We start from the raw sequence: 17,881 nt of genomic DNA, 5'->3' as shown, positions 1-17,881 counted from the left end.
AATATGCCAGGGAAAGTGAGATCATGTCCCAAGATCACGAAGCCGCTGCGTCGTCGCGGCAGCCAGTGCTGCGTCTAAGCGGCATATCCAAGAATTTCGGTGCCGTTTCAGCGCTGACAGATATCGATCTGGAAGTCTTTCCGGGCGAAGTTGTCGCTCTTGTCGGTGATAACGGAGCAGGAAAGTCCACCCTGATCAAGACACTGGCAGGTGTCCATCAACCGACATCCGGCAGTATCGAATTTAATGGTGAGAAGGTTGTGCTTTCGTCGCCGGGCGTTGCGCTCGATCTCGGCATTGCGACAGTCTTTCAGGATCTGGCGCTGTGCGAGAATCTCGACGTGGTCGCCAATATTTTCCTTGGCCGCGAAATGAGCCCCTATCGGCTTGATGAAGTGTCCATGGAGATCAAGGCGTGGAAGCTTCTGAACGAGCTTTCCGCCCGCATCCCGAGTGTACGCGAGCCGGTCGCCTCCCTTTCTGGTGGCCAGCGCCAGACGGTTGCGATCTCGCGCTCGCTGTTGCTTGATCCCAAGCTCATTATGCTCGACGAACCGACGGCAGCACTTGGCGTTGCGCAGACTGCTGAGGTTCTCGATCTTATCGAGCGCGTCCGTGACCGTGGGCTCGGTGTCTTGATGATCAGCCACAATATGGAAGACGTTCGTGCTGTCGCGGACCGCATCGTCGTGCTGCGGCTTGGCCGAAACAATGGTGTTTTTTACCCGGATTCCTCAAACGAGGAGCTGGTCGCAGCCATCACCGGCGCAAGCAGCAATTCCGTTTCCCGCCGTGCCGAACGGCGTCAGGCGCAGCATGAAACCGGTCAGGCCCATGATCGGGGAGAAGCATAATGAACCAGGCAACCGGAAATACCCCTCTCGATCGCCAGGACACCCGCGTGCGCCATGATGAAGGCGTTTCGGGCGCGCTGCGCAATTTCTTCGACCGTGTCCGGTCGGGCGATCTTGGATCGCTGCCGGTCATCATCGGTCTCGTCATCATCTGGACCGTTTTCCAGACGTTGAACCCGGTTTTTCTGTCGAGCAACAATCTTGTAAACCTGCTGTTCGACTGTTCGACTATCGGCGTGATTTCGCTGGGTATCGTCTGCATTTTGATGCTGGGTGAAATCGACCTTTCGGTCGGTTCGGTTAGCGGACTTGCGTCAGCCATTGTCGGCGTGCTTTGGGTCAATCATGGCTGGCCTGTTGGCGTTGCAATGCTGGCGGCGCTGTGCACCGGCGCGTTGATCGGCCTGCTTTACGCGTTCCTCTATAATCGCTTCAGCATGCCAAGCTTTGTTTCCACACTGGCCGGTCTGTTGGCGGCGCTTGGCCTTCAGCTTTATCTGCTCGGCAATACCGGCTCGATCAACCTGCCTTATGGTTCCTGGCTCGTGAGTTTCGGCCAGCTTCTGGTTATGCCGCGTCCGCTGTCCTATGCGTTGGTGCTGATTGCCGGACTTGCGATCTTCTTCACCGGGTTCCGCTCTGCGCAGCGCCGCCGTGAAGCCGGTCTGTCAGCGCCGTCGTCGGTCGGCATAGCGCTCAAGGCCATCGTCATCACAGTCATAGTCGGCGGTGCTGTGTTTTATCTCAACCAGTCGCGTGGTGTGCCATGGATGTTCGGCCTGTTCGTGGCGCTGGTCATCGCGATGAATTACGCACTCACGCGTACCCAGTGGGGGCGCGCGATGCAGGCAGTCGGCGGCAACCGCGAAGCCGCACGCCGTGCTGGTATCAATGTGAAATTTATCTATATGTCGGCTTTCATGACCTGTTCGGTTCTGGCTGCAGCAGGCGGCATTCTGGCCGCAGCTCGCCTTGCTTCTTCCAGCCAGCAGGCAGGCACTGGCGACGTCAACCTGAACGCGATTGCAGCAGCGGTCATCGGCGGCACTAGCCTCTTTGGCGGACGTGGTAGCGCCTGGTCGGCTCTACTTGGCATTATCGTCATCCAGTCGATTGCCAGCGGTTTGACGCTGCTCGATCTGTCATCGTCGCTTCGCTACATGATTACTGGCGCTGTGCTCGCCATCGCCGTGATTGTCGACTCCCTCGCCCGCCGCTCGCGCCAGTCGCACGGTCGCGCCTAAAACTTTAAGGACTGAAAAATGGCTCAGGATCTCAATGGAAAAGTCGGCGCCGTTACCGGTGCTGCCTCTGGCATCGGCTTCGAATGTGCAAAGCACATGTTAGAAGCGGGAATGACGGTGTTTCTCGTCGACCGTGACGAGAAGGCGCTTAATGCAAAATGCGCCGAGCTTGGCGATAAAGCCAGACCGCTGGTCATTGATCTGCTCAATCCGGCATCAGTCGCCACCATGATGCCGCAAATACTCGACCAAGCGGGCAAACTCGACGTATTTCACGCCAATGCGGGTGCCTATATTGGCGGACCTCTTTGGGAAGGTGACCCGGATGCATGGGACCGCATGCTGAACCTCAACATCAACGCGGCTTTCCGCACCATTCATGCGGTTCTGCCACATATGATGGAACGAAAGACCGGGGATATCATCATGACAAGCTCTGTCGCAGGTGTCGTGCCGGTCATCTGGGAGCCAATCTATACCGCATCCAAACATGCCGTTCAGGCTTTCGTTCATACGGTTCGCCGTCAGGTTGCGCCGCACGGTATCCGCGTTGGTGGCGTTCTGCCTGGTCCGGTGGTTACCGCACTTATTAGCGACTGGCCGAAGGCAAAGCTGGATGAAGCGCTGGCTAATGGCAGTCTGATGGAACCGAAGGAAGTCGCGGAATCGGTGATGTTCATGCTGACCCGCCCGCGCAACATTACCATTCGCGATCTGGTCATTCTTCCACAAAGCCTCGATCTGTAAATGGGAGCGACCATGACCAGCTATTATCTGGGCGTCGATGTCGGCACCGGCAGCGCTCGCGCCGGTCTTTTCGACGCTAGCGGTACCTTGCTTGCTTCGGCCAAGCGCGATATCACCATCTGGCGTGAGGCGGGCAGCATTGTTGAGCAGTCGAGCGTCAATATCTGGCAGGCTGTTTGCGAAAGCGTGCGCGAAGCCGTCAAGACTGCCGATATTGATCCGACGGACATTGCCGGTATCGGCTATGACGCGACATGTTCGCTGGTTGTGCTGGGCGAGGGTGGCAAGTCGCTTGCAGTCGGTCCGTCCAACGATCCAGCGCGCGATATTATTGTGTGGATGGATCATCGCGCTGTTGGCCAGGCAGAACGCATTAATGCGACCAAAGCCAAGGTTCTCGACTACGTTGGCAGCACCATTTCCCCCGAGATGGAAACGCCGAAGCTGTTGTGGCTCAAGGAAAACAAGCCGGAAACCTTCGCTGCTGCATGGCAGTTTTTCGATCTTACCGATTTTCTCACATGGAAATCTTGCGGCAGCCTTGCCCGTTCGGCCTGCACGGTCACCTGCAAATGGACCTATCTCAGTCACGAAAGGCGCTGGGATGAAACCTTTTTCCGTGAAGTGGGCCTTGGCGAACTGGCGGACGAAAATTTTGTCCGCATCGGCACGGACGTTCGACCCGGTGGCGAGAGTCTTGGCGGCTTGAGCGAACAGGCCGCGGCAGAACTCGGTCTTATGCCGGGCACAGCTATTGCCGCTGGCCTGATCGACGCTCATGCGGGCGGGATCGGTACGGTCGGAGCACGCGGTCCGGAGGGCCGGATATTGTCGCGCATGGCCTATGTGTTTGGCACGTCGGCCTGCACCATGACGACCACCGAACAGCCGGTTTTCGTGGATGGTGTATGGGGTCCTTATTATTCGGCGATGGTTCCGGGCCTGTGGCTTAACGAGGGAGGACAATCGGCAGCGGGTGCCGCTATCGATCATCTGATCCACATGCATCCTTTCGCGAAGGAAGCGGAGAAGCAGGCAACCGCCCAAGGCAAGGGACTGGTCGACATTCTTGCTGCAGAAGTCGATGCGAGGGGAGGCCCTGAAGAGGCAGCTGCCATCATTGGCGACATTCATGTCGTGCCGGAGTTCCTCGGTAATCGTGCACCGTTCGCGGACCCTGATGCGCGCGCAATCATTGCCGGGCTAGATCTCGATGCTGGGATCGACAGCCTTACTGCACTTTATTTGGCCGGGCTGTGCGGCCTTGGCTATGGTGCGCGGCAGATCGTGGAGGCCCAGAAAGCAAAGGGTATCGCGACCGATACTATCGTCGTCTCGGGTGGGGCTGCACGGTCGCACCTGGTGCGACAGGTGCTTGCCGACACGACCGGTCTTGTCATCGCCGCCTCGACTTCGCCCGAACCTGTTCTGCTCGGCTCTGCCATGCTGGGTGCGGTCGCGTCGGGGGCTTACCCTGATCTTGCATCGGCCATGGACGCCATGTCGGAACTTGGAGAAGTTAACAGGCCGGATGCCGGGCTGGCCAGGTGGCACGACCAGCGTTTCGAGGCTTTCACACTTTTGCAGGCAACCGCTCGCAAGATCCGCGTGGTTCAACTGAGCTAGATTGTTCCCGGCACGTAGGCAGTTCCGGTTGCATGATCTGCGGTCGGGTCTGACAGCCCGGACGACAGCGAACATTGAAGACTGTACACGCAGAAATGGATGCTTCTTCACGTTCAGGGCTTCGACAGCAGGCTGCCTGTCTTGCGGGGCTGCTTATGCAACTCAGGTCGCTTCTCAATGATCTTGGCTATGCCAGGCGCATTGCCAAGGGACTGAACAATCTTCTTGAGATACGAAAGCGTTTCAAGGATGACTCGCTGCGAAGCCTCTTGGCGATGTTTGACGAGGATACTGCGCTGGTGGCCATCTAAGGCAGGACGGAAATGCCGATTTCAGTTCGAGCCATGGCTGGATTTCAACCATCGCCAATTTCCCAGACTGCAGCACCGGCAATCATTCCAGCACCGGCGGCCGAAAGAAGCAGCCGTTCGCCTGACTGAAAAGGCTGCGATTTCGATGCCAGTGATAGCGATAGCGGGATTGTCGCCGCCGACGAGTTGCCGAACAAAGCAATCGATCTGGCGGTAATGGAGGCAGGCAGGTGCAACTGGTCGCAGACCGTGTCGGTGATCCGTGCATTGGCCTGATGGGGAAAGAACCTGTTCACATCGGTGGCACTAAGCGCTGCCCGTTCAAGCGCGTCGGTTGCGCAACGCGACATCATACGAACGGCCTGCGTAAAGACGGCCTTGCCGTCTCGCATGGTCATTCTTGTCTCGGCAGCGGGAATGGAAATCAGCCCGTAATTTCCGCCATCGGACATGAGCGCCGATCCACGCAGTCCAGCATGTGGATCGTTCGATGGTGCAAGCAGGACTGAACCAGCGGCATCGGCAAAGAGAATTGCTGTGTTGCGCTCCTCCATACTGATCCGGCGGCTCAATATATTGGCTGCCACGACCAGAACCGGCTTGCGGAAGTTTTTGACAAAGCCGTCTGCCAGAACAAGCGCATAAAGGAACCCGGAGCAAGCGCCTGCAAGATCGATCCCGCCGCAGTTTTCCAGCCCCAGCTTGTGAGCGAGAAGCGGCGCGGAAGGTGGCAGGAGATGATCGGGCGTTGATGTCGCGAGAATGACAAGCGCCACCGAATTGTGCGGAACACCGGCATCCTGGAGAGCCATTTGTCCCGCCTTCATCGCCATGTCCGTAAGAGTTTCATCCGGTGCCGCCCAACGCCGTTCGCGAATGCCGGTGCGCCTTTCGATCCAGCCAGTATCCAGTCCGAGACGCTGCTCCAGTTCATCATTTGCAACTCGGCGGTCTGGCACGTAATGGCCGAAACCCGCCATACGGCTCGAAATACTCATCGCGCTGCCGTCTCGATCATATCAGCCGCCGCATGAATCGCGTCATAGGCAAGGTCCAGATCAAGTGGCGTTACGCAATAGGGGGGCATCAGATAGATCACGTTGCCGAGCGGACGCAGAAGCACACCCTGTTTGTGGAAGAAGGATTTCAATCGCGGCCCAGCATCGGAGAGGTAGCCGGTTTGTTCGACCGCGAGATCAAGGGCAGCAATGGTCCCTTGCTGGCGCAGATTGGTAAAACGAGGATCACCCTGAAAGCGCGATAGCCTTTCCGAGTGCAATTGCCCCAATGTCTTGATGCGATCCGCAACGGGTTCCGTTTGCCAGACTTCGATATTTGCACATGCTGCCGCGCAGGCAATCGGATTGGCCGTATAGGAACTGGAATGGAAGAACGTGCGGCTGCGATCTTTCGAAAAATGCGCATCGAAGATTTCAGCCGTGCTGAGCGTTGCAGCCAGCGGAAGAGCGCCACCAGTAATACCTTTGGAAAGACACGAAATATCCGGTGTGATGGAAGCCTGCTCACAGGCAAACATGGTGCCCGTGCGTCCCCACCCCGTCATCACTTCATCGGCGATCAGAAGGGTTCCGTATTGTTGCGTGATCCGCTGGAATTCGGCGAGCAGGCGGGCCGGATAGATTTTCATTCCGCCGGCGCCCAGAACCAGTGGCTCGATCAACAGAGCTGCAACCTCGCCGCTCTGGCAGAAGCGCTCCAGCGCATCGAGTGTTTCCTGCTCCCGCTCCGCCGATGGAAACGGAATGGTGTCGACTTGAAACAGCAACGGCTCATAAGCCGCGTTGAAAACGCCGCGCGCGCCAGTGGACATGGTGCCAATCGTATCGCCGTGATAGCTGTGTTCCATCACCGCGATGCGTGAACGCGGTTTGTTTCTGTTGTGATAGAAGCCGAGCGCCATCTTGATCGCGACTTCGACCGCTGTGGAACCGCTGTCGGAATAGAACACATGGGCGAGGCCTTGCGGGGCGAGTTTGACCAGTTCTCGCGCCAGCCTTTCTGCCGGTTCGTGAGTGAACTCGGCAAAGATGATCTGATCGAAGTCTTCCAGCGCATTTTGAATCGCTGTCATGATTGTCGGATGGCGGTGCCCATGGGTAATCACCCACCATGACGATATGGCATCCAGCACGGAACAGCCGGTTTCATCCTGCAGATAGGCACCGTCGGTTTTGACGATCCTGCGGAAAGCCGGTTCGGTGGCGTGCTGGGTGAAGGGATGCCAGACAGGAGACGAATGCCCGGTCATTGAGAAGCCTCGTTAAAAACGTTCATATTGAAATGCCCGCGAAAGGCGTGGCGGAGTGCGTCCGGATCAAGTTGCGCAAGGCGGGGCAGCCGCCCCAGTCTGCGCACGCCGCTCAGTTCCGGGATGATCTTCTCGGTATCCGGTTGATGATCGCCGATAAAGGCAATGCCGAGCACGGGAATATTGCGCCGGTTCAATGCCTCAAGCGAAAGCAATGTGTGATTGATGGTGCCGAGGCCGGTTCTTGCACAGAGGATGACTGGCTTCTGCCAGCGCGCAAAGACATCGATGAAAGTCGTGCGCCGCGTCAAGGGTACATGCAATCCGCCTGCGCCTTCAATCACCAGAGGCGCATCGACCGATGGCACTTCGAGTGCATCCGCGTCAATTTCCACTCCATCGATCTGTGCTGCAAGATGCGGCGAAACAGGCGTATTCAAGCGCCAGCTTTCCGGGATGATGTTCTGGCGTGAAAGCCCGGCAAGCTGGACAACCGTTTCGCTGTCGGTCGCCTCTTCCAGTCCCGACTGAACTGGCTTCCAGTAATAGGCGCTAAGCGCACCCGCGAGAGCTGCAGAAAACACAGTCTTGCCGATACCCGTATCGGTGCCGGTGATGATGAAGGTGCGGTTCATATCATTTCCTCTGCCATGATCGCGGCAAGGTGCTCGAACATGCGCGTTATCGTGGGTTCGTCGACATTGAGCGTGATGGTGACGCGCAGTCGCGCCGTGCCAGCAGGAACTGTCGGGGGGCGTATGGCGCGTATGTCGAAGCCCTCGGTCTGCATGCGATGCGCGATGCGCAAGGCTTGGTCGGCATGGCCAATGACGAGCGGCAATATCTGCGTTCCGCTGCCGGGTTTGCCGAAGCGATTGGCGAATTGCGCGTTGGCGAAGTCTATAAGCCGGAACAATTCGAGCCGACGATGTTGTTCGGCGATCATGGTTTTCAGCGCAAGCCGCGTTGCGGACACTTGCAAGGGTGAGGGCGCGGTCGAATAGATGAATGGTCGTGCGCGATTGACGAGAAAATCGCGAAGGATTGGATTTGCCCCAACCAGCCCGCCGGCGCTGCCCATTGCTTTGCCGCAGGTATGTAGCGTGATGACGTTCTGCCGGCCTTCCAGTCCCGCAGAAAAGCCGCGTCCGTCCGGCCCGTGCACGCCCGTTGCATGGGCTTCGTCAATAAAAAGAAAAGCATCGTGGCGGTCTGCTATCTCAATGAGGTCGGAAAGCGATGCGCAGTCGCCATCCATCGAATAGAGGCTTTCCACCACAATCCAAGGGGTGCCAATTTCTCCCTTCTCGCGCCATGTGCGGATCGCTCTCTCGAATGCATCCGCATCGTTATGCGGGATGGAAACGGTTTCGGCCTTTCCGGCCCGCATGCCTTCATGCGCGCTGGCATGGATCAGTTCGTCATAGACAATCAGATCGCCGCGTTGCGGCAAAGTCGAGAGAACTGCGAGGTTTGCCGCATAACCATTGCTGAAATAAAGCATCGACGGAGCACGAAAATAGGCCGCAGATTCAGCCTCCAGAAACTCGTGTTCCGGGTGATTGCCGCGCAACAGCCGGGAGCCGCCAGACCCGGTGGCAAGGCCGTTTTCCAGCTCGGCAATCAAAGCATTGCGGATCGACGGTGATGCGGCAAGGCCCAGATAGTCGTTCGAACTGAAGTCTGCGTCCTTATTGCCCGAAAGCGTGCGCCGATGCCGCCGCCGCTCAAGGTTTTTCAGCTTGGCTGCGTAACGGGCCAATGGATCCGTGTTATGCATGGTTGTCCAGCGTATCGGCGGTCAGGCCAAGCCGCCGCATAAGGCTTGTGTCGCGGTCTTCGCCCGGGTTGGCGGCGGTCAGCAGCGTGTCACCGATAAAGATCGAATTTGCGCCTGCGAAAAAGCACAGAGCCTGCATTTCATCGCTCATCGAATTGCGCCCGGCTGTCAGCCGCACATGCGATTGCGGCATCATCAGGCGGGCAAGCGCGATAATGCGGACAAAGGCGATAGGATCGACGGGCGATGCTTTCTCCAGCCGCGATCCGGGCATCGGGATCAGCATATTGATTGGCACGCTTTCCGGTGGTGTCGGCAGATTTGCCAACGTCACCAGCATATCGATGCGATCATCTTCGGTTTCTCCAAGGCCGAGAATACCGCCGCTGCAAACCTTGATTCCGGCTTCACGAACATGGGCGAGTGTTTCCAGCCGATCATCGAAACTGCGCGTCGTGATGACCTGCGGATAAAACCGCTCCGACGTATCGATATTGTGGTTGTAATAATCAAGGCCCGCTTCCGCAAAGGTCTGCGCCTGATCAGGGCTCAACATGCCAAGCGTCATGCAGGTTTCCAGGCCGAGCGCTTTCACCTGTTTGACCATTTCGGCAATCGCCGGTTCATCACGCGGCTTCGGGCTGCGCCAGGCCGCACCCATGCAATAGCGGGTTGCGCCGCTATCCTTTGCCTTCTGTGCTTCTTCGAGAACCGTATCCAGGCTCATCAATTTGGAGGCTTTCAGACCCGAAGCATGATGCGCCGACTGGCTGCAATAGCCACAATCTTCGGGACAGCCACCGGTCTTGATGTTGAGCAGTTTGCTGAGCTGAACGCGGTTCGGGTCGAAATTGGCACGATGAACGCTTTGTGCCTCGAAAATAAGATCGTTGAACGGAAGATCGTAGAGCAGACGCGCGCTTGCGAGCGTCCATGCATCTTGTTCCGATTTGGACGCCGTTTTCTCAACGCCTTTCGGGTTCGATTGCACCATATTGAGCATGCCTTCTCCATTTTATCTATAAAAATAGAAAGAATCTATGAAATATAGATTATTCGCATGCGTGCCGGTAACTCAAGTGAAATTATTATAGATAATAAAAGGGCGTGTTAAATGACTCACTGCATTGTGATTGCGCCTGAACGAAAAACGCCGCGATCAACGGATCACGGCGCTATAAAACCAACGGGTTGGAGAAGTCTGTAAAAGCCTATTGCTGCGCAGGCGGTTATCCGTCTGAAGGCTCGAGTTGGTTTTCAAGACGTTCTTGACGGAGGCGATGACGTCCCAAAGGCAGCATGATCGGTCGGCCGGAAGTTGGATCGGTCATGATACGGCTTTCGAGATGAAAGACCTCACGAACATTTTGTTCTGTCAGCACTTCGTCGGGTGTTCCGGTTACGTGTAGTCGTCCGTTAGCCATTGCGACCAGAAAATCCGCATAGCGGGCAGCAAGATTGAGATCGTGCAGAACCATGACGATTGTGGTTCCGCGCTCCCGGTTGAGGTCGGTGAGGAGGTCCAGAACCTCAACCTGGTGACTGATGTCGAGAAAGGTCGTCGGCTCGTCCAACAGGAGGATGTCGGTCTGCTGAGCCAGTGCCATCGCAATCCACACGCGCTGGCGCTGGCCGCCGGAAAGTTCGTCTACCGGTCTGTCAGCCAGTTCGGTTGTCCTGGTTGCTTCAAGTGCCGCTGCGATTGCTTCGTCATCGGCCCGCGTCCATTGCGAGAAAACGCCGTGATAGGGGTTTCGACCTCGGCTGACGAGATCGGCGACCAATATGCCTTCTGGCGCTACCGGCGATTGCGGCAGCAGACCGAGGGTCTGCGCCAGTTGCCGGGAGGGGAGGGTGTGAATCGACTTGCCGTCAAGCAGCACCTGCCCGTAACGCGGGACCAGAAGCCGGGACATCGTTCGCAAAAGCGTGGATTTTCCGCAGGCATTCGCCCCGACTATCGCGGTCACCTTGCCGGAGGGCACTTCAAGATCGAGACCGTCCAGCACAAGCCTGTCGCCATAGCCGGTGGTCAGCTCACGCACGATGAGAGTGTGGTCGGTCATAGGGACGCCCCGCTGCGATTGGCACGTATGATAAGGTAGATGAGATAGGGAGCGCCCAGAGCTCCGGTGACGACGCCGACCGGATAGCGGCCCGGCAGCAGGAATTGTCCGCAATAATCGCCAGCGAGAACAAGTATGGCTCCGATCAGCGCAGACGGGACGAGCAGGGAACCGTTACTGCCGATGATGCGTGCTGCAATGGGGCCGGACAGAAAGGCGACGAAGGCGATGGGGCCTGAGACGGCTGTGGCGAAGGCTATCATACCGACGGCGGCAATGATGATGACGATCCGGGTTCGCCCGACATTGGTTCCCAATGCTGCAGCGCTGTCGTCGCCCAGCCGCAATGCTTCGAGATCGCGAGACCGGCTCAAAAGCAAACCGCCTAAAACGATCAGGGCGATCAGAAGCGGAAGCATCTGGTCCAGCCTTGCGCCGTTGACGCTACCGGTCAACCAACGCATGGCCTCCTGCAGGCTCCAGGCGGGCGCGTTTGAAAGAATATAGGCGATGATGCTTTCGAGCATCGCCGACACACCGATGCCAACGAGGATAAGACGGGTTCCGGCGACCCCGTTCCTGAAGGAAAGACCGTAGACGGCAAGCGCTACAGCAAGCCCAGCCACAACGGCAAAGATCGAAACAATGGGGCCGCTCAGCGAGAGCACAACGATTGCAAAAACAGCTGCAGCACTTGCACCGGAACTGATGCCGATGATGTCAGGGCTTGCGAGCGAATTGCGCAGCATGAGCTGGAATGCGACACCGCCGAGGCCGAAGCTCAGCCCTGCCAATACGGACAGGACGGCGCGCGGCAGGCGCAACATCCCGACCGTGAAGCTTGCGCCTTGAACATCTTCGCCCAGAAGCACCCGCACGACATCTTTCGGCGGGGTGAAAGATTGGCCCAGCATCAAAGTGAGGAGGAAGAGGGCGACGAGAATGACCAGAAGAAGACCGATGACAAGATTGCGCTTGCGGGTGCGGGTGCGGCGATTTCGGACGATAAGATCGGCGGTGGCATGCAGCATGATCACAACTCACGAACCCGTTGGCGTCTGACGATCCAGATGAAGAACGGCGCGCCGATCAAGGCGGTGACAATCCCGACATCGAGTTCGGCAGGACGGGCAATGAGGCGTCCTACAATATCGGCAGCAAGCAGGAGACAGGCTCCGCTGAGGGCCGAGAATGGCAACAGCCAGCGGTGATCCACGCCTACCAGCAGGCGGCAGAGATGCGGTACGACCAGACCCACAAAGCCGATGGGACCGCAGATGGCGGTGGTTGCGCCACACAGCAGAATTGCGCCGAACGCCGCAACAGCGCGTGCGACGGCAACCTTTTCTCCCAACCCGGCGGCAAGTTCGTCGCCGAGTGCGAGCGAGTTCAGTTTGCGCGCCGATAGAAGGCTGACAATGAAACCGGCGGCGAGAAACGGCAGCACATAAGAGAGCCGGTCGAACGTTGCACCGCCAACGCCACCGATCTGCCAGGCGCGAATGCCACCGGCAATGTCGTTGCGAGGCAGCACGATGGCGATAACCAACGAGGAAAATGCCACCGACGTGGCTGCACCGGCCAGCGCGAGCTTGAGCGGTGTCGCGCCACCACGGCCAAGCGATCCGACCATATAGACGAAGACGGCGGCACAACCGGCACCGAATATTGCTGCCCAGATATAAGCTGGTGCAGAAACGATGTTGAACCACGCAACGCCGATGACGACGGAGAGCGATGCGCCCATATTGATGCCCAGAATGCCGGGGTCCGCCAGCGGATTGCGGGTAATGCCCTGCATGATGGCGCCTGCCAGCCCGAGTGCTGCTCCGGCGAGAAGTGCGAGCAAGGTGCGCGGAATGCGCATGGCGACGGCGGCTTGTCCGACGGTATCCATATGGCCGCGCAGGGCCGCGACAATGTCAGGCCACGGCACTTCACGCGTGCCGAGCGACACGGATAGAACGCAGAGGATCACGAGAAGAAGGACGACAGCGCCGAGCCAGCCGGTCCTTGCTTTGTTGGACCGATATATAGTGATCGGCTGGTTTGAGCGCCGGACGCGGGCGAAAGTCATTTTGCTTTATCGGCCGCGCCGGCGAGAAGGGCGACATAGTCCTTCAGCACCCAGGAGATGGAAAGCGGTGTGGGATTGGCAGCGGTTCCAAGCGGATTTCTGCCCAGCATGACCACTGCATTGTTTTCGACCACTGGCATTCTGGCGAGAAGCGGATTGTGTTTCATGGCATCCAGCAATTCCTGACTGCCATAGGTCACGACGATGTCCACGTCATCGAACATGTCGACGCGCTCGGCACTGATGGAGCCAGAGAACTGGCCCGGCTTGGTGGCGTCGACCACGCTTTTGGGGGAGTTCAGGCCAAGGTCCTTGAAGAATCTCACCCGCGTATCGTTGGTGGTGTAGAAATTGACCGTGCTCAGGTCCGTCGTATCGAGATGCGTGACGAACATGGCCGACTTGTCCTTCAGGTGCGGATACTGGCTGACCGTCTCGGCAATCTCGCCTTCGATCTTTGTGATCAGCGCTTCACCTTCTTCCGCCATGCCCATGCCGGCGCTGTTGAGGCGGATCATGTCGCGCCAGTCGGTTGACCAGGGCGCTTCGGGATAGGCAACGACGGGGGCGATCTGGCTGAGTGTCTCGTAGTCGGACCGGCTCAGGCCGGAATAGGATGCGAGGATGACGTCGGGCTGCGTTTCGGCCACGGCCTCGAAATCGATCCCGTCGCCTTCATCGAAGAGTACGGGCGTATCAGCGTCGAGTTCCCTCAACTTTGCGGCCACCCAAGGCAAGAGGCCATCATTGTCCTCATCACCGAAATTGGCTCGCGCAAACCCAACCGGAACCACGCCGAGTGCAAGGGGAACCTCATGGTTCGCCCAGGCAACGGTGACAATCCGCTTCGGCTTTTTCTCTATCGTGGTTGTTCCGAAAGCATGTTTGATAACAATCGGGTAGGCTGTTTTCTCACCAGCGTGAACCCCTTGCGGCGCGATGATCGCCAAGCAGGACAGAGCAACGAAAACGAGAGAGCGAATGGACCACGTCATCCGGCGCATTCTCCTTGTGTATAAAGTGGCCTTTCAGTCTCAAGTTAAACTCATCGCGTCAAGGCCGAAGCTCGCACCTTGATAAAGCTGTTGCGAATTAACCGTGATTTCCTACAAAAAAGCAGTTTTTTACAATACTGGACAAAGCTTCTCAAGTTAGTGGCGATCCGGGGACAATTTCAGTTTCTTGATTGCTTCGATGATCGGGTTCATCCGGTCGTTGATCGCAACGCTGGTCGATGTCTCCACACTTTGAAAACCGTCGCCGAAAGCGATCGCCGCAAACTGCATATCGGACCTGACCATGGACATTGAAAAGACCGCTGAGATGAAGAAAATCACCCAGGTTCGCTACTGCAGGGCAATTCTTCTGGGGTGCACGGCGCTTGTCGTTTCCATGCCGGGTCTCGCTTTGGCGCAGCAGGCGACGACAACGGAAGCGCCGACGGTGCTCAAGACCATTACAGTTGATGGGACTGGCGGGCGCGACGACGATTCCAAGTCGATTGTCGCGACGAGAACCACCGGCGGCGGCAAGATGGCGACGGATATCATGGATACGGCAGCCTCCGTATCGGTGATCACCGCCAAGGAAATACAGGAGCGCAACGCCCAGACCGTCGAGCAGGTGCTGCAATATACTGCAGGTGTTTCCACCAATTTTTACGGGTCGGATGACCGGTTTGACTTTTTCCAGATCCGCGGTTTCGATGCCAACACCTATCGCGACGGGCTGTCCCTTGGCCGTCCCTTTGGCGGTATACGCGAGGAACCCTATGCATTTGAACGGATTGAAGTTCTGAAAGGCGCGAGTTCCACGGCTTTCGGCGTCTCCGATCCAGGTGGTATGGTCAATTACGTGACGAAGCGGCCGAAGCGCGAACGCTTTGGCGAAGCCTATGTCACGGGCGGTTCGTTCAACCACAAGGAAGTCGGCTTCGATTTCGGTGATAATCTGACCGGCGACGAAACGCTGTCCTATCGCCTCACCGGCAAGTTCAAGGATTCCGACGCCGAATATGACTATTCGCGCGACGACGAAAAGTTCATCATGGGCGGGCTGACGTGGCGCCCGAGCGATGCGACCAATTTGACGGTGATCTTCGATCATCTTCACCGCAATGGCGTGCCCGGAAGCGGCGGCCATCCGGTCGGCACCGATTTCAACCGAAGCCGCTTTTTCGGAGAGCCGGATTTCAACTATCGCGGCACTGACAGAAATACTGTCAGCGCCATGTTCGATCATGATTTTGGCAATGGTTTGAGCATGAGCGCCAACGGGCGTTACAGCAAGCAGGACACCGATTTCGGCTATGCCTATATCGCGGCCACACCGACCGATGGCTCCACGATTGCCAAGCGCGATTTCTTCGGAAATGACGCCTCAGCCGAGAATTTCGTGGGCGATGTGAACCTGAAATATGAGACAAGCTTTGACCGGTTCGAAAGCCGGACAATGGCGGGCGTCGAATACAACAATTATTCGGCCACCAACAAGACGCTCTGGGGCCCGGCGCCGAGCATCGACTGGACCAATCCGGTCTTTACCGGCGCTCCGGTCAGTCTGCCGCTGATCGGCAGCACATCGACCAAGCAAAAGACCAAAGCGATCTATTTTCAGCAGGATCTGACATTCGCCGAAAAGCTGATCGCCAGTGTGGGCCTGCGCAATGATTGGCTCGACCTGTCGCAGACGAACAATCTCAAGAACACGACCACAGATGGCGACCTGAGCGAGTTCACCAGCCGCTTCGGCCTCACCTATCGGGTAACGGATGAATGGGCGGTCTATACGAGCTATGCTGAATCGGTCGCTCCTCCGGCCATTGGTGTCGATCCTGAGCGGGGCGAACAGATCGAAGTCGGCGTGAAATACCAGCCAACTGCATTTCCGGCCCTGTTCACCGCGTCCGTTTACGATCTGACCAAGAACAATATCTCGGTCAACAATCCCATCACACTTCAGCCATCCACGATTGGCGAGGTTCGCGTTCGCGGTATCGATCTGGAAGCCAAGGCCGAGCTGACGAACAATCTCAACCTGATCGCGGCCTATTCCTATATGGACCCGGAGATCGTAGAGAACGGTACCGGTGGCAATGAGGGCAACCGCCCGCAATTTGTTTCCAAGCACCTCGCTTCGCTTTGGGCGAACTACAAGATCGAGGGCAGCGGTCGTCGCGGCGACATGACAATCGGTGTCGGCGGTCGTTATATTGGTGCGTATTACTTCACGCCAGCCAATACGTCGGGCACCAGCGGCAATGTCGTGTTCGATGCCGCATTCACTTACGAGTTCCTCGATAATTCAGCGCTGCAGGTCAATGTCAGCAATCTGTTCGACAAGAAATACGTCGCCTATGGCGGTTTCGGAGCGGATTTCTACAATCCCGGTCGCGAGATCACGGCAACGCTTCGCCGCACCTGGTAGGATGAGCAGCTCCGCCGGAAACAGGCGGCGGAGCTTACAATCCGAAATTGGTCAGCGGTTCGACTGGAAGCGCCGCCATGCGGCTGGCGTTTCTCCCACCACCTGACGGAAAGCCTTGGTCAGATGAGCCTGATCGGTGAACCCGAGCTGTGCTGCGATGCCAGCGACGGTCAGGTTGCTATCTGCCAGCAATTGTTGCGCCAGATCGATGCGCTTCGCCATTTGCCATTGCAGCGGAGTTTTCCCGGTTGTCTGCTTGAAGACATTGGCGAACCAGCTTTCCGACAGACCCACCGCTGCCGCCATTTCGGCGACGCTTAACCGGCGGTCACCGCAACTGTCGAACCGTGCGTTCAGCTTGTTCATCTGCGCCATGGTGAGGCGGCCGTAGCCCTGCTTGTTATCCTCGTTCGGTATATCGAGAAGCCCGGTCAGAATGCTGCCGATGAGGTTTTCCGCAAAAAGCCCGTGTTTTATCGGATTGGCTGTTTCATCGACGAGCAGGCGGGCAAGCATTTCTATGGCGCCAAGGTCCTGAATTTCCACCGGACTGCGCATGGCGGCCATGGCCATAGAGGTGCCGAGTGTCGGAGTTAGATATTTGAGCAGCCGATCCTTGTGAAAATGCAGGTTCAGGTGCGAAAACCGGTGAAGCGAAACCGTATTCGTCCACATCGGTACGCCAGCGGGTATGTAGATCGCACGCGTCATCGGGCGGTGATGCTGGGTAAGGACGCTGCTGTCGTTCGATATGCGAATGTTTGACGAAACATCCTGAAAAAAGATCATGATGCGGGGATCGTGCGACAGGAAATAGCCATTGGCCCCCGTCTGGCTTTCAGCCTCCCAATAGACGCTGACCAGCCCGTCCAGCACGCGCCATTGAACCGGTGCAACCACCCGGATGCCTTCGGCTTGCCAGATCATCGAATGCCAGAAGCCCAAAACGTTCCGATCCGTATGCGACAGCGTTTCATTGGAATTCCGGCTTCATGGCCGGACATGTTTCGTGAGAAATGCGTCCGGATACCGTCGCATTAATATGACTAAAATTATCATCTTTGAAGGCGAAGACAAGATAATTCTACCAAAATGCGGGGGAGACGTTGCCCCTATTTCATTCGAGGTCTTCCTGCTCGAAATGTTGGGTAACGTGAATATCGGTTGTTTCCAGACGCCCGGGCCCGAGATTGATGAACTTGTGCGGTATGTTTGCCGGACCGAAGACAACCTGTCCCTCCGTCACCTCGATCTGTTCATCGTCAACAATGAACAGGGCATTTCCCTGACGGACGATGAAAATCTCGTCATAGGGGTGCCGGTGCAGTTTGGGACCATGCCCTACAACATCGGTCGAGAAGAATATGATCGACGCATCAGTACCAAATCTCTTGCCTTCGACGCGCCCAGACCAGGCATCATCACGCCTCGCCCATTCTTCTCTTTTCAAGACAACGGCCTGTTTCGTCAAAACGGTTCTC

18 protein-coding genes are annotated in these 17,881 nt (G+C 57.3%); 6 read left to right on the top strand and 12 right to left on the bottom strand.

The features are described 5' to 3' along the window. Positions 1 to 23 precede the first annotated feature (23 nt). From ABDF71_RS18460 to ABDF71_RS18440, 5 genes are all read left to right on the top strand, one after another. Complete coding sequence (locus ABDF71_RS18460; RefSeq protein ID WP_029928283.1) at positions 24 to 854, top strand: ATP-binding cassette domain-containing protein; 831 nt, start codon at positions 24 to 26, stop codon at positions 852 to 854. Next, complete coding sequence (locus tag ABDF71_RS18455) at positions 854 to 2,098, top strand: sugar ABC transporter permease (RefSeq protein ID WP_010660774.1); 1,245 nt, start codon at positions 854 to 856, stop codon at positions 2,096 to 2,098. The genes ABDF71_RS18460 and ABDF71_RS18455 overlap by 1 nt, the downstream gene beginning before the upstream one ends. Before the next feature lie 18 nt (positions 2,099 to 2,116). Further along, positions 2,117 to 2,845, top strand: a complete 729-nt coding sequence (locus ABDF71_RS18450; protein WP_029928279.1) for an SDR family oxidoreductase — start codon at positions 2,117 to 2,119, stop codon at positions 2,843 to 2,845. Positions 2,846 to 2,857: 12 nt separating this feature from the next. Beyond that, on the top strand, positions 2,858 to 4,471 hold the full coding sequence (locus ABDF71_RS18445; RefSeq protein WP_151612697.1) for an FGGY-family carbohydrate kinase: 1,614 nt from the start codon (positions 2,858 to 2,860) through the stop codon (positions 4,469 to 4,471). Positions 4,472 to 4,626: 155 nt separating this feature from the next. Then, positions 4,627 to 4,782 carry a hypothetical protein gene (locus tag ABDF71_RS18440; RefSeq protein ID WP_160292308.1) on the top strand — a complete coding sequence of 52 codons (156 nt, stop codon included), beginning with the start codon at positions 4,627 to 4,629 and terminating at the stop codon, positions 4,780 to 4,782. Between the two features lie 44 nt (positions 4,783 to 4,826). Here the strand turns inward: ABDF71_RS18440 and ABDF71_RS18435 are convergent, their stop codons facing one another. From ABDF71_RS18435 to ABDF71_RS18390, 10 genes are all read right to left on the bottom strand, one after another. Then, entirely contained in the window at positions 4,827 to 5,780 is a 954-nt protein-coding gene (locus tag ABDF71_RS18435; protein ID WP_080641737.1) for a beta-ketoacyl-ACP synthase III, read from the bottom strand. Beyond that, positions 5,777 to 7,051 (bottom strand): adenosylmethionine--8-amino-7-oxononanoate transaminase, encoded by a 1,275-nt coding sequence (locus ABDF71_RS18430; protein ID WP_258124557.1) that lies wholly within the window; start codon positions 7,049 to 7,051, stop codon positions 5,777 to 5,779. Before ABDF71_RS18430 ends, ABDF71_RS18435 begins: the two co-directional genes overlap by 4 nt. Continuing rightward, the gene (gene bioD / locus ABDF71_RS18425) at positions 7,048 to 7,686 is read right to left on the bottom strand and encodes a dethiobiotin synthase (RefSeq protein WP_258124556.1); all 639 of its coding nucleotides are present in this window, start codon (positions 7,684 to 7,686) and stop codon (positions 7,048 to 7,050) included. The genes ABDF71_RS18430 and bioD overlap by 4 nt, the downstream gene beginning before the upstream one ends. Continuing rightward, the gene (locus ABDF71_RS18420; RefSeq protein WP_258124555.1) at positions 7,683 to 8,831 is read right to left on the bottom strand and encodes an 8-amino-7-oxononanoate synthase; all 1,149 of its coding nucleotides are present in this window, start codon (positions 8,829 to 8,831) and stop codon (positions 7,683 to 7,685) included. Before ABDF71_RS18420 ends, bioD begins: the two co-directional genes overlap by 4 nt. Beyond that, a complete protein-coding gene (gene bioB / locus ABDF71_RS18415) occupies positions 8,824 to 9,834 on the bottom strand; it encodes a biotin synthase BioB (RefSeq protein WP_258124554.1) in 1,011 nt (336 codons plus the stop codon). The genes ABDF71_RS18420 and bioB overlap by 8 nt, the downstream gene beginning before the upstream one ends. A gap of 226 nt (positions 9,835 to 10,060) precedes the next feature. After that, positions 10,061 to 10,897, bottom strand: coding sequence for an ABC transporter ATP-binding protein (locus ABDF71_RS18410; protein WP_258124553.1), 837 nt, complete (start codon positions 10,895 to 10,897; stop codon positions 10,061 to 10,063). After that, positions 10,894 to 11,928, bottom strand: coding sequence for a FecCD family ABC transporter permease (locus ABDF71_RS18405; protein WP_258124552.1), 1,035 nt, complete (start codon positions 11,926 to 11,928; stop codon positions 10,894 to 10,896). Before ABDF71_RS18405 ends, ABDF71_RS18410 begins: the two co-directional genes overlap by 4 nt. Before the next feature lie 2 nt (positions 11,929 to 11,930). Next, complete coding sequence (locus tag ABDF71_RS18400) at positions 11,931 to 12,974, bottom strand: FecCD family ABC transporter permease (RefSeq protein WP_258124551.1); 1,044 nt, start codon at positions 12,972 to 12,974, stop codon at positions 11,931 to 11,933. Next, complete coding sequence (locus tag ABDF71_RS18395; protein WP_258124550.1) at positions 12,971 to 13,969, bottom strand: iron-siderophore ABC transporter substrate-binding protein; 999 nt, start codon at positions 13,967 to 13,969, stop codon at positions 12,971 to 12,973. The genes ABDF71_RS18400 and ABDF71_RS18395 overlap by 4 nt, the downstream gene beginning before the upstream one ends. A gap of 156 nt (positions 13,970 to 14,125) precedes the next feature. After that, the gene (locus tag ABDF71_RS18390) at positions 14,126 to 14,281 is read right to left on the bottom strand and encodes a hypothetical protein (protein WP_155997894.1); all 156 of its coding nucleotides are present in this window, start codon (positions 14,279 to 14,281) and stop codon (positions 14,126 to 14,128) included. On the opposite strand from ABDF71_RS18390, the gene ABDF71_RS18385 reads away from it, so the two are divergent. After that, positions 14,274 to 16,400 (top strand): TonB-dependent siderophore receptor, encoded by a 2,127-nt coding sequence (locus tag ABDF71_RS18385; protein ID WP_258124549.1) that lies wholly within the window; start codon positions 14,274 to 14,276, stop codon positions 16,398 to 16,400. The genes ABDF71_RS18390 and ABDF71_RS18385 overlap by 8 nt on opposite strands. A 51-nt stretch (positions 16,401 to 16,451) precedes the next feature. On the opposite strand, the gene ABDF71_RS18380 is transcribed toward ABDF71_RS18385, so the two are convergent. Further along, positions 16,452 to 17,345 carry a helix-turn-helix domain-containing protein gene (locus tag ABDF71_RS18380; RefSeq protein ID WP_029928254.1) on the bottom strand — a complete coding sequence of 298 codons (894 nt, stop codon included), beginning with the start codon at positions 17,343 to 17,345 and terminating at the stop codon, positions 16,452 to 16,454. Positions 17,346 to 17,517: 172 nt separating this feature from the next. After that, positions 17,518 to 17,871 carry a cupin domain-containing protein gene (locus ABDF71_RS18375; RefSeq protein WP_258124548.1) on the bottom strand — a complete coding sequence of 118 codons (354 nt, stop codon included), beginning with the start codon at positions 17,869 to 17,871 and terminating at the stop codon, positions 17,518 to 17,520. Between the last annotated feature and the right edge of the window lie 10 nt (positions 17,872 to 17,881).

Origin of the sequence: Ochrobactrum sp. WV_118_8 (assembly GCF_039631535.1) — a bacterium.
Classification (GTDB): domain Bacteria; phylum Pseudomonadota; class Alphaproteobacteria; order Rhizobiales; family Rhizobiaceae; genus Brucella; species Brucella anthropi.
This window is presented reverse-complemented; position numbering and strand designations above follow the sequence as displayed.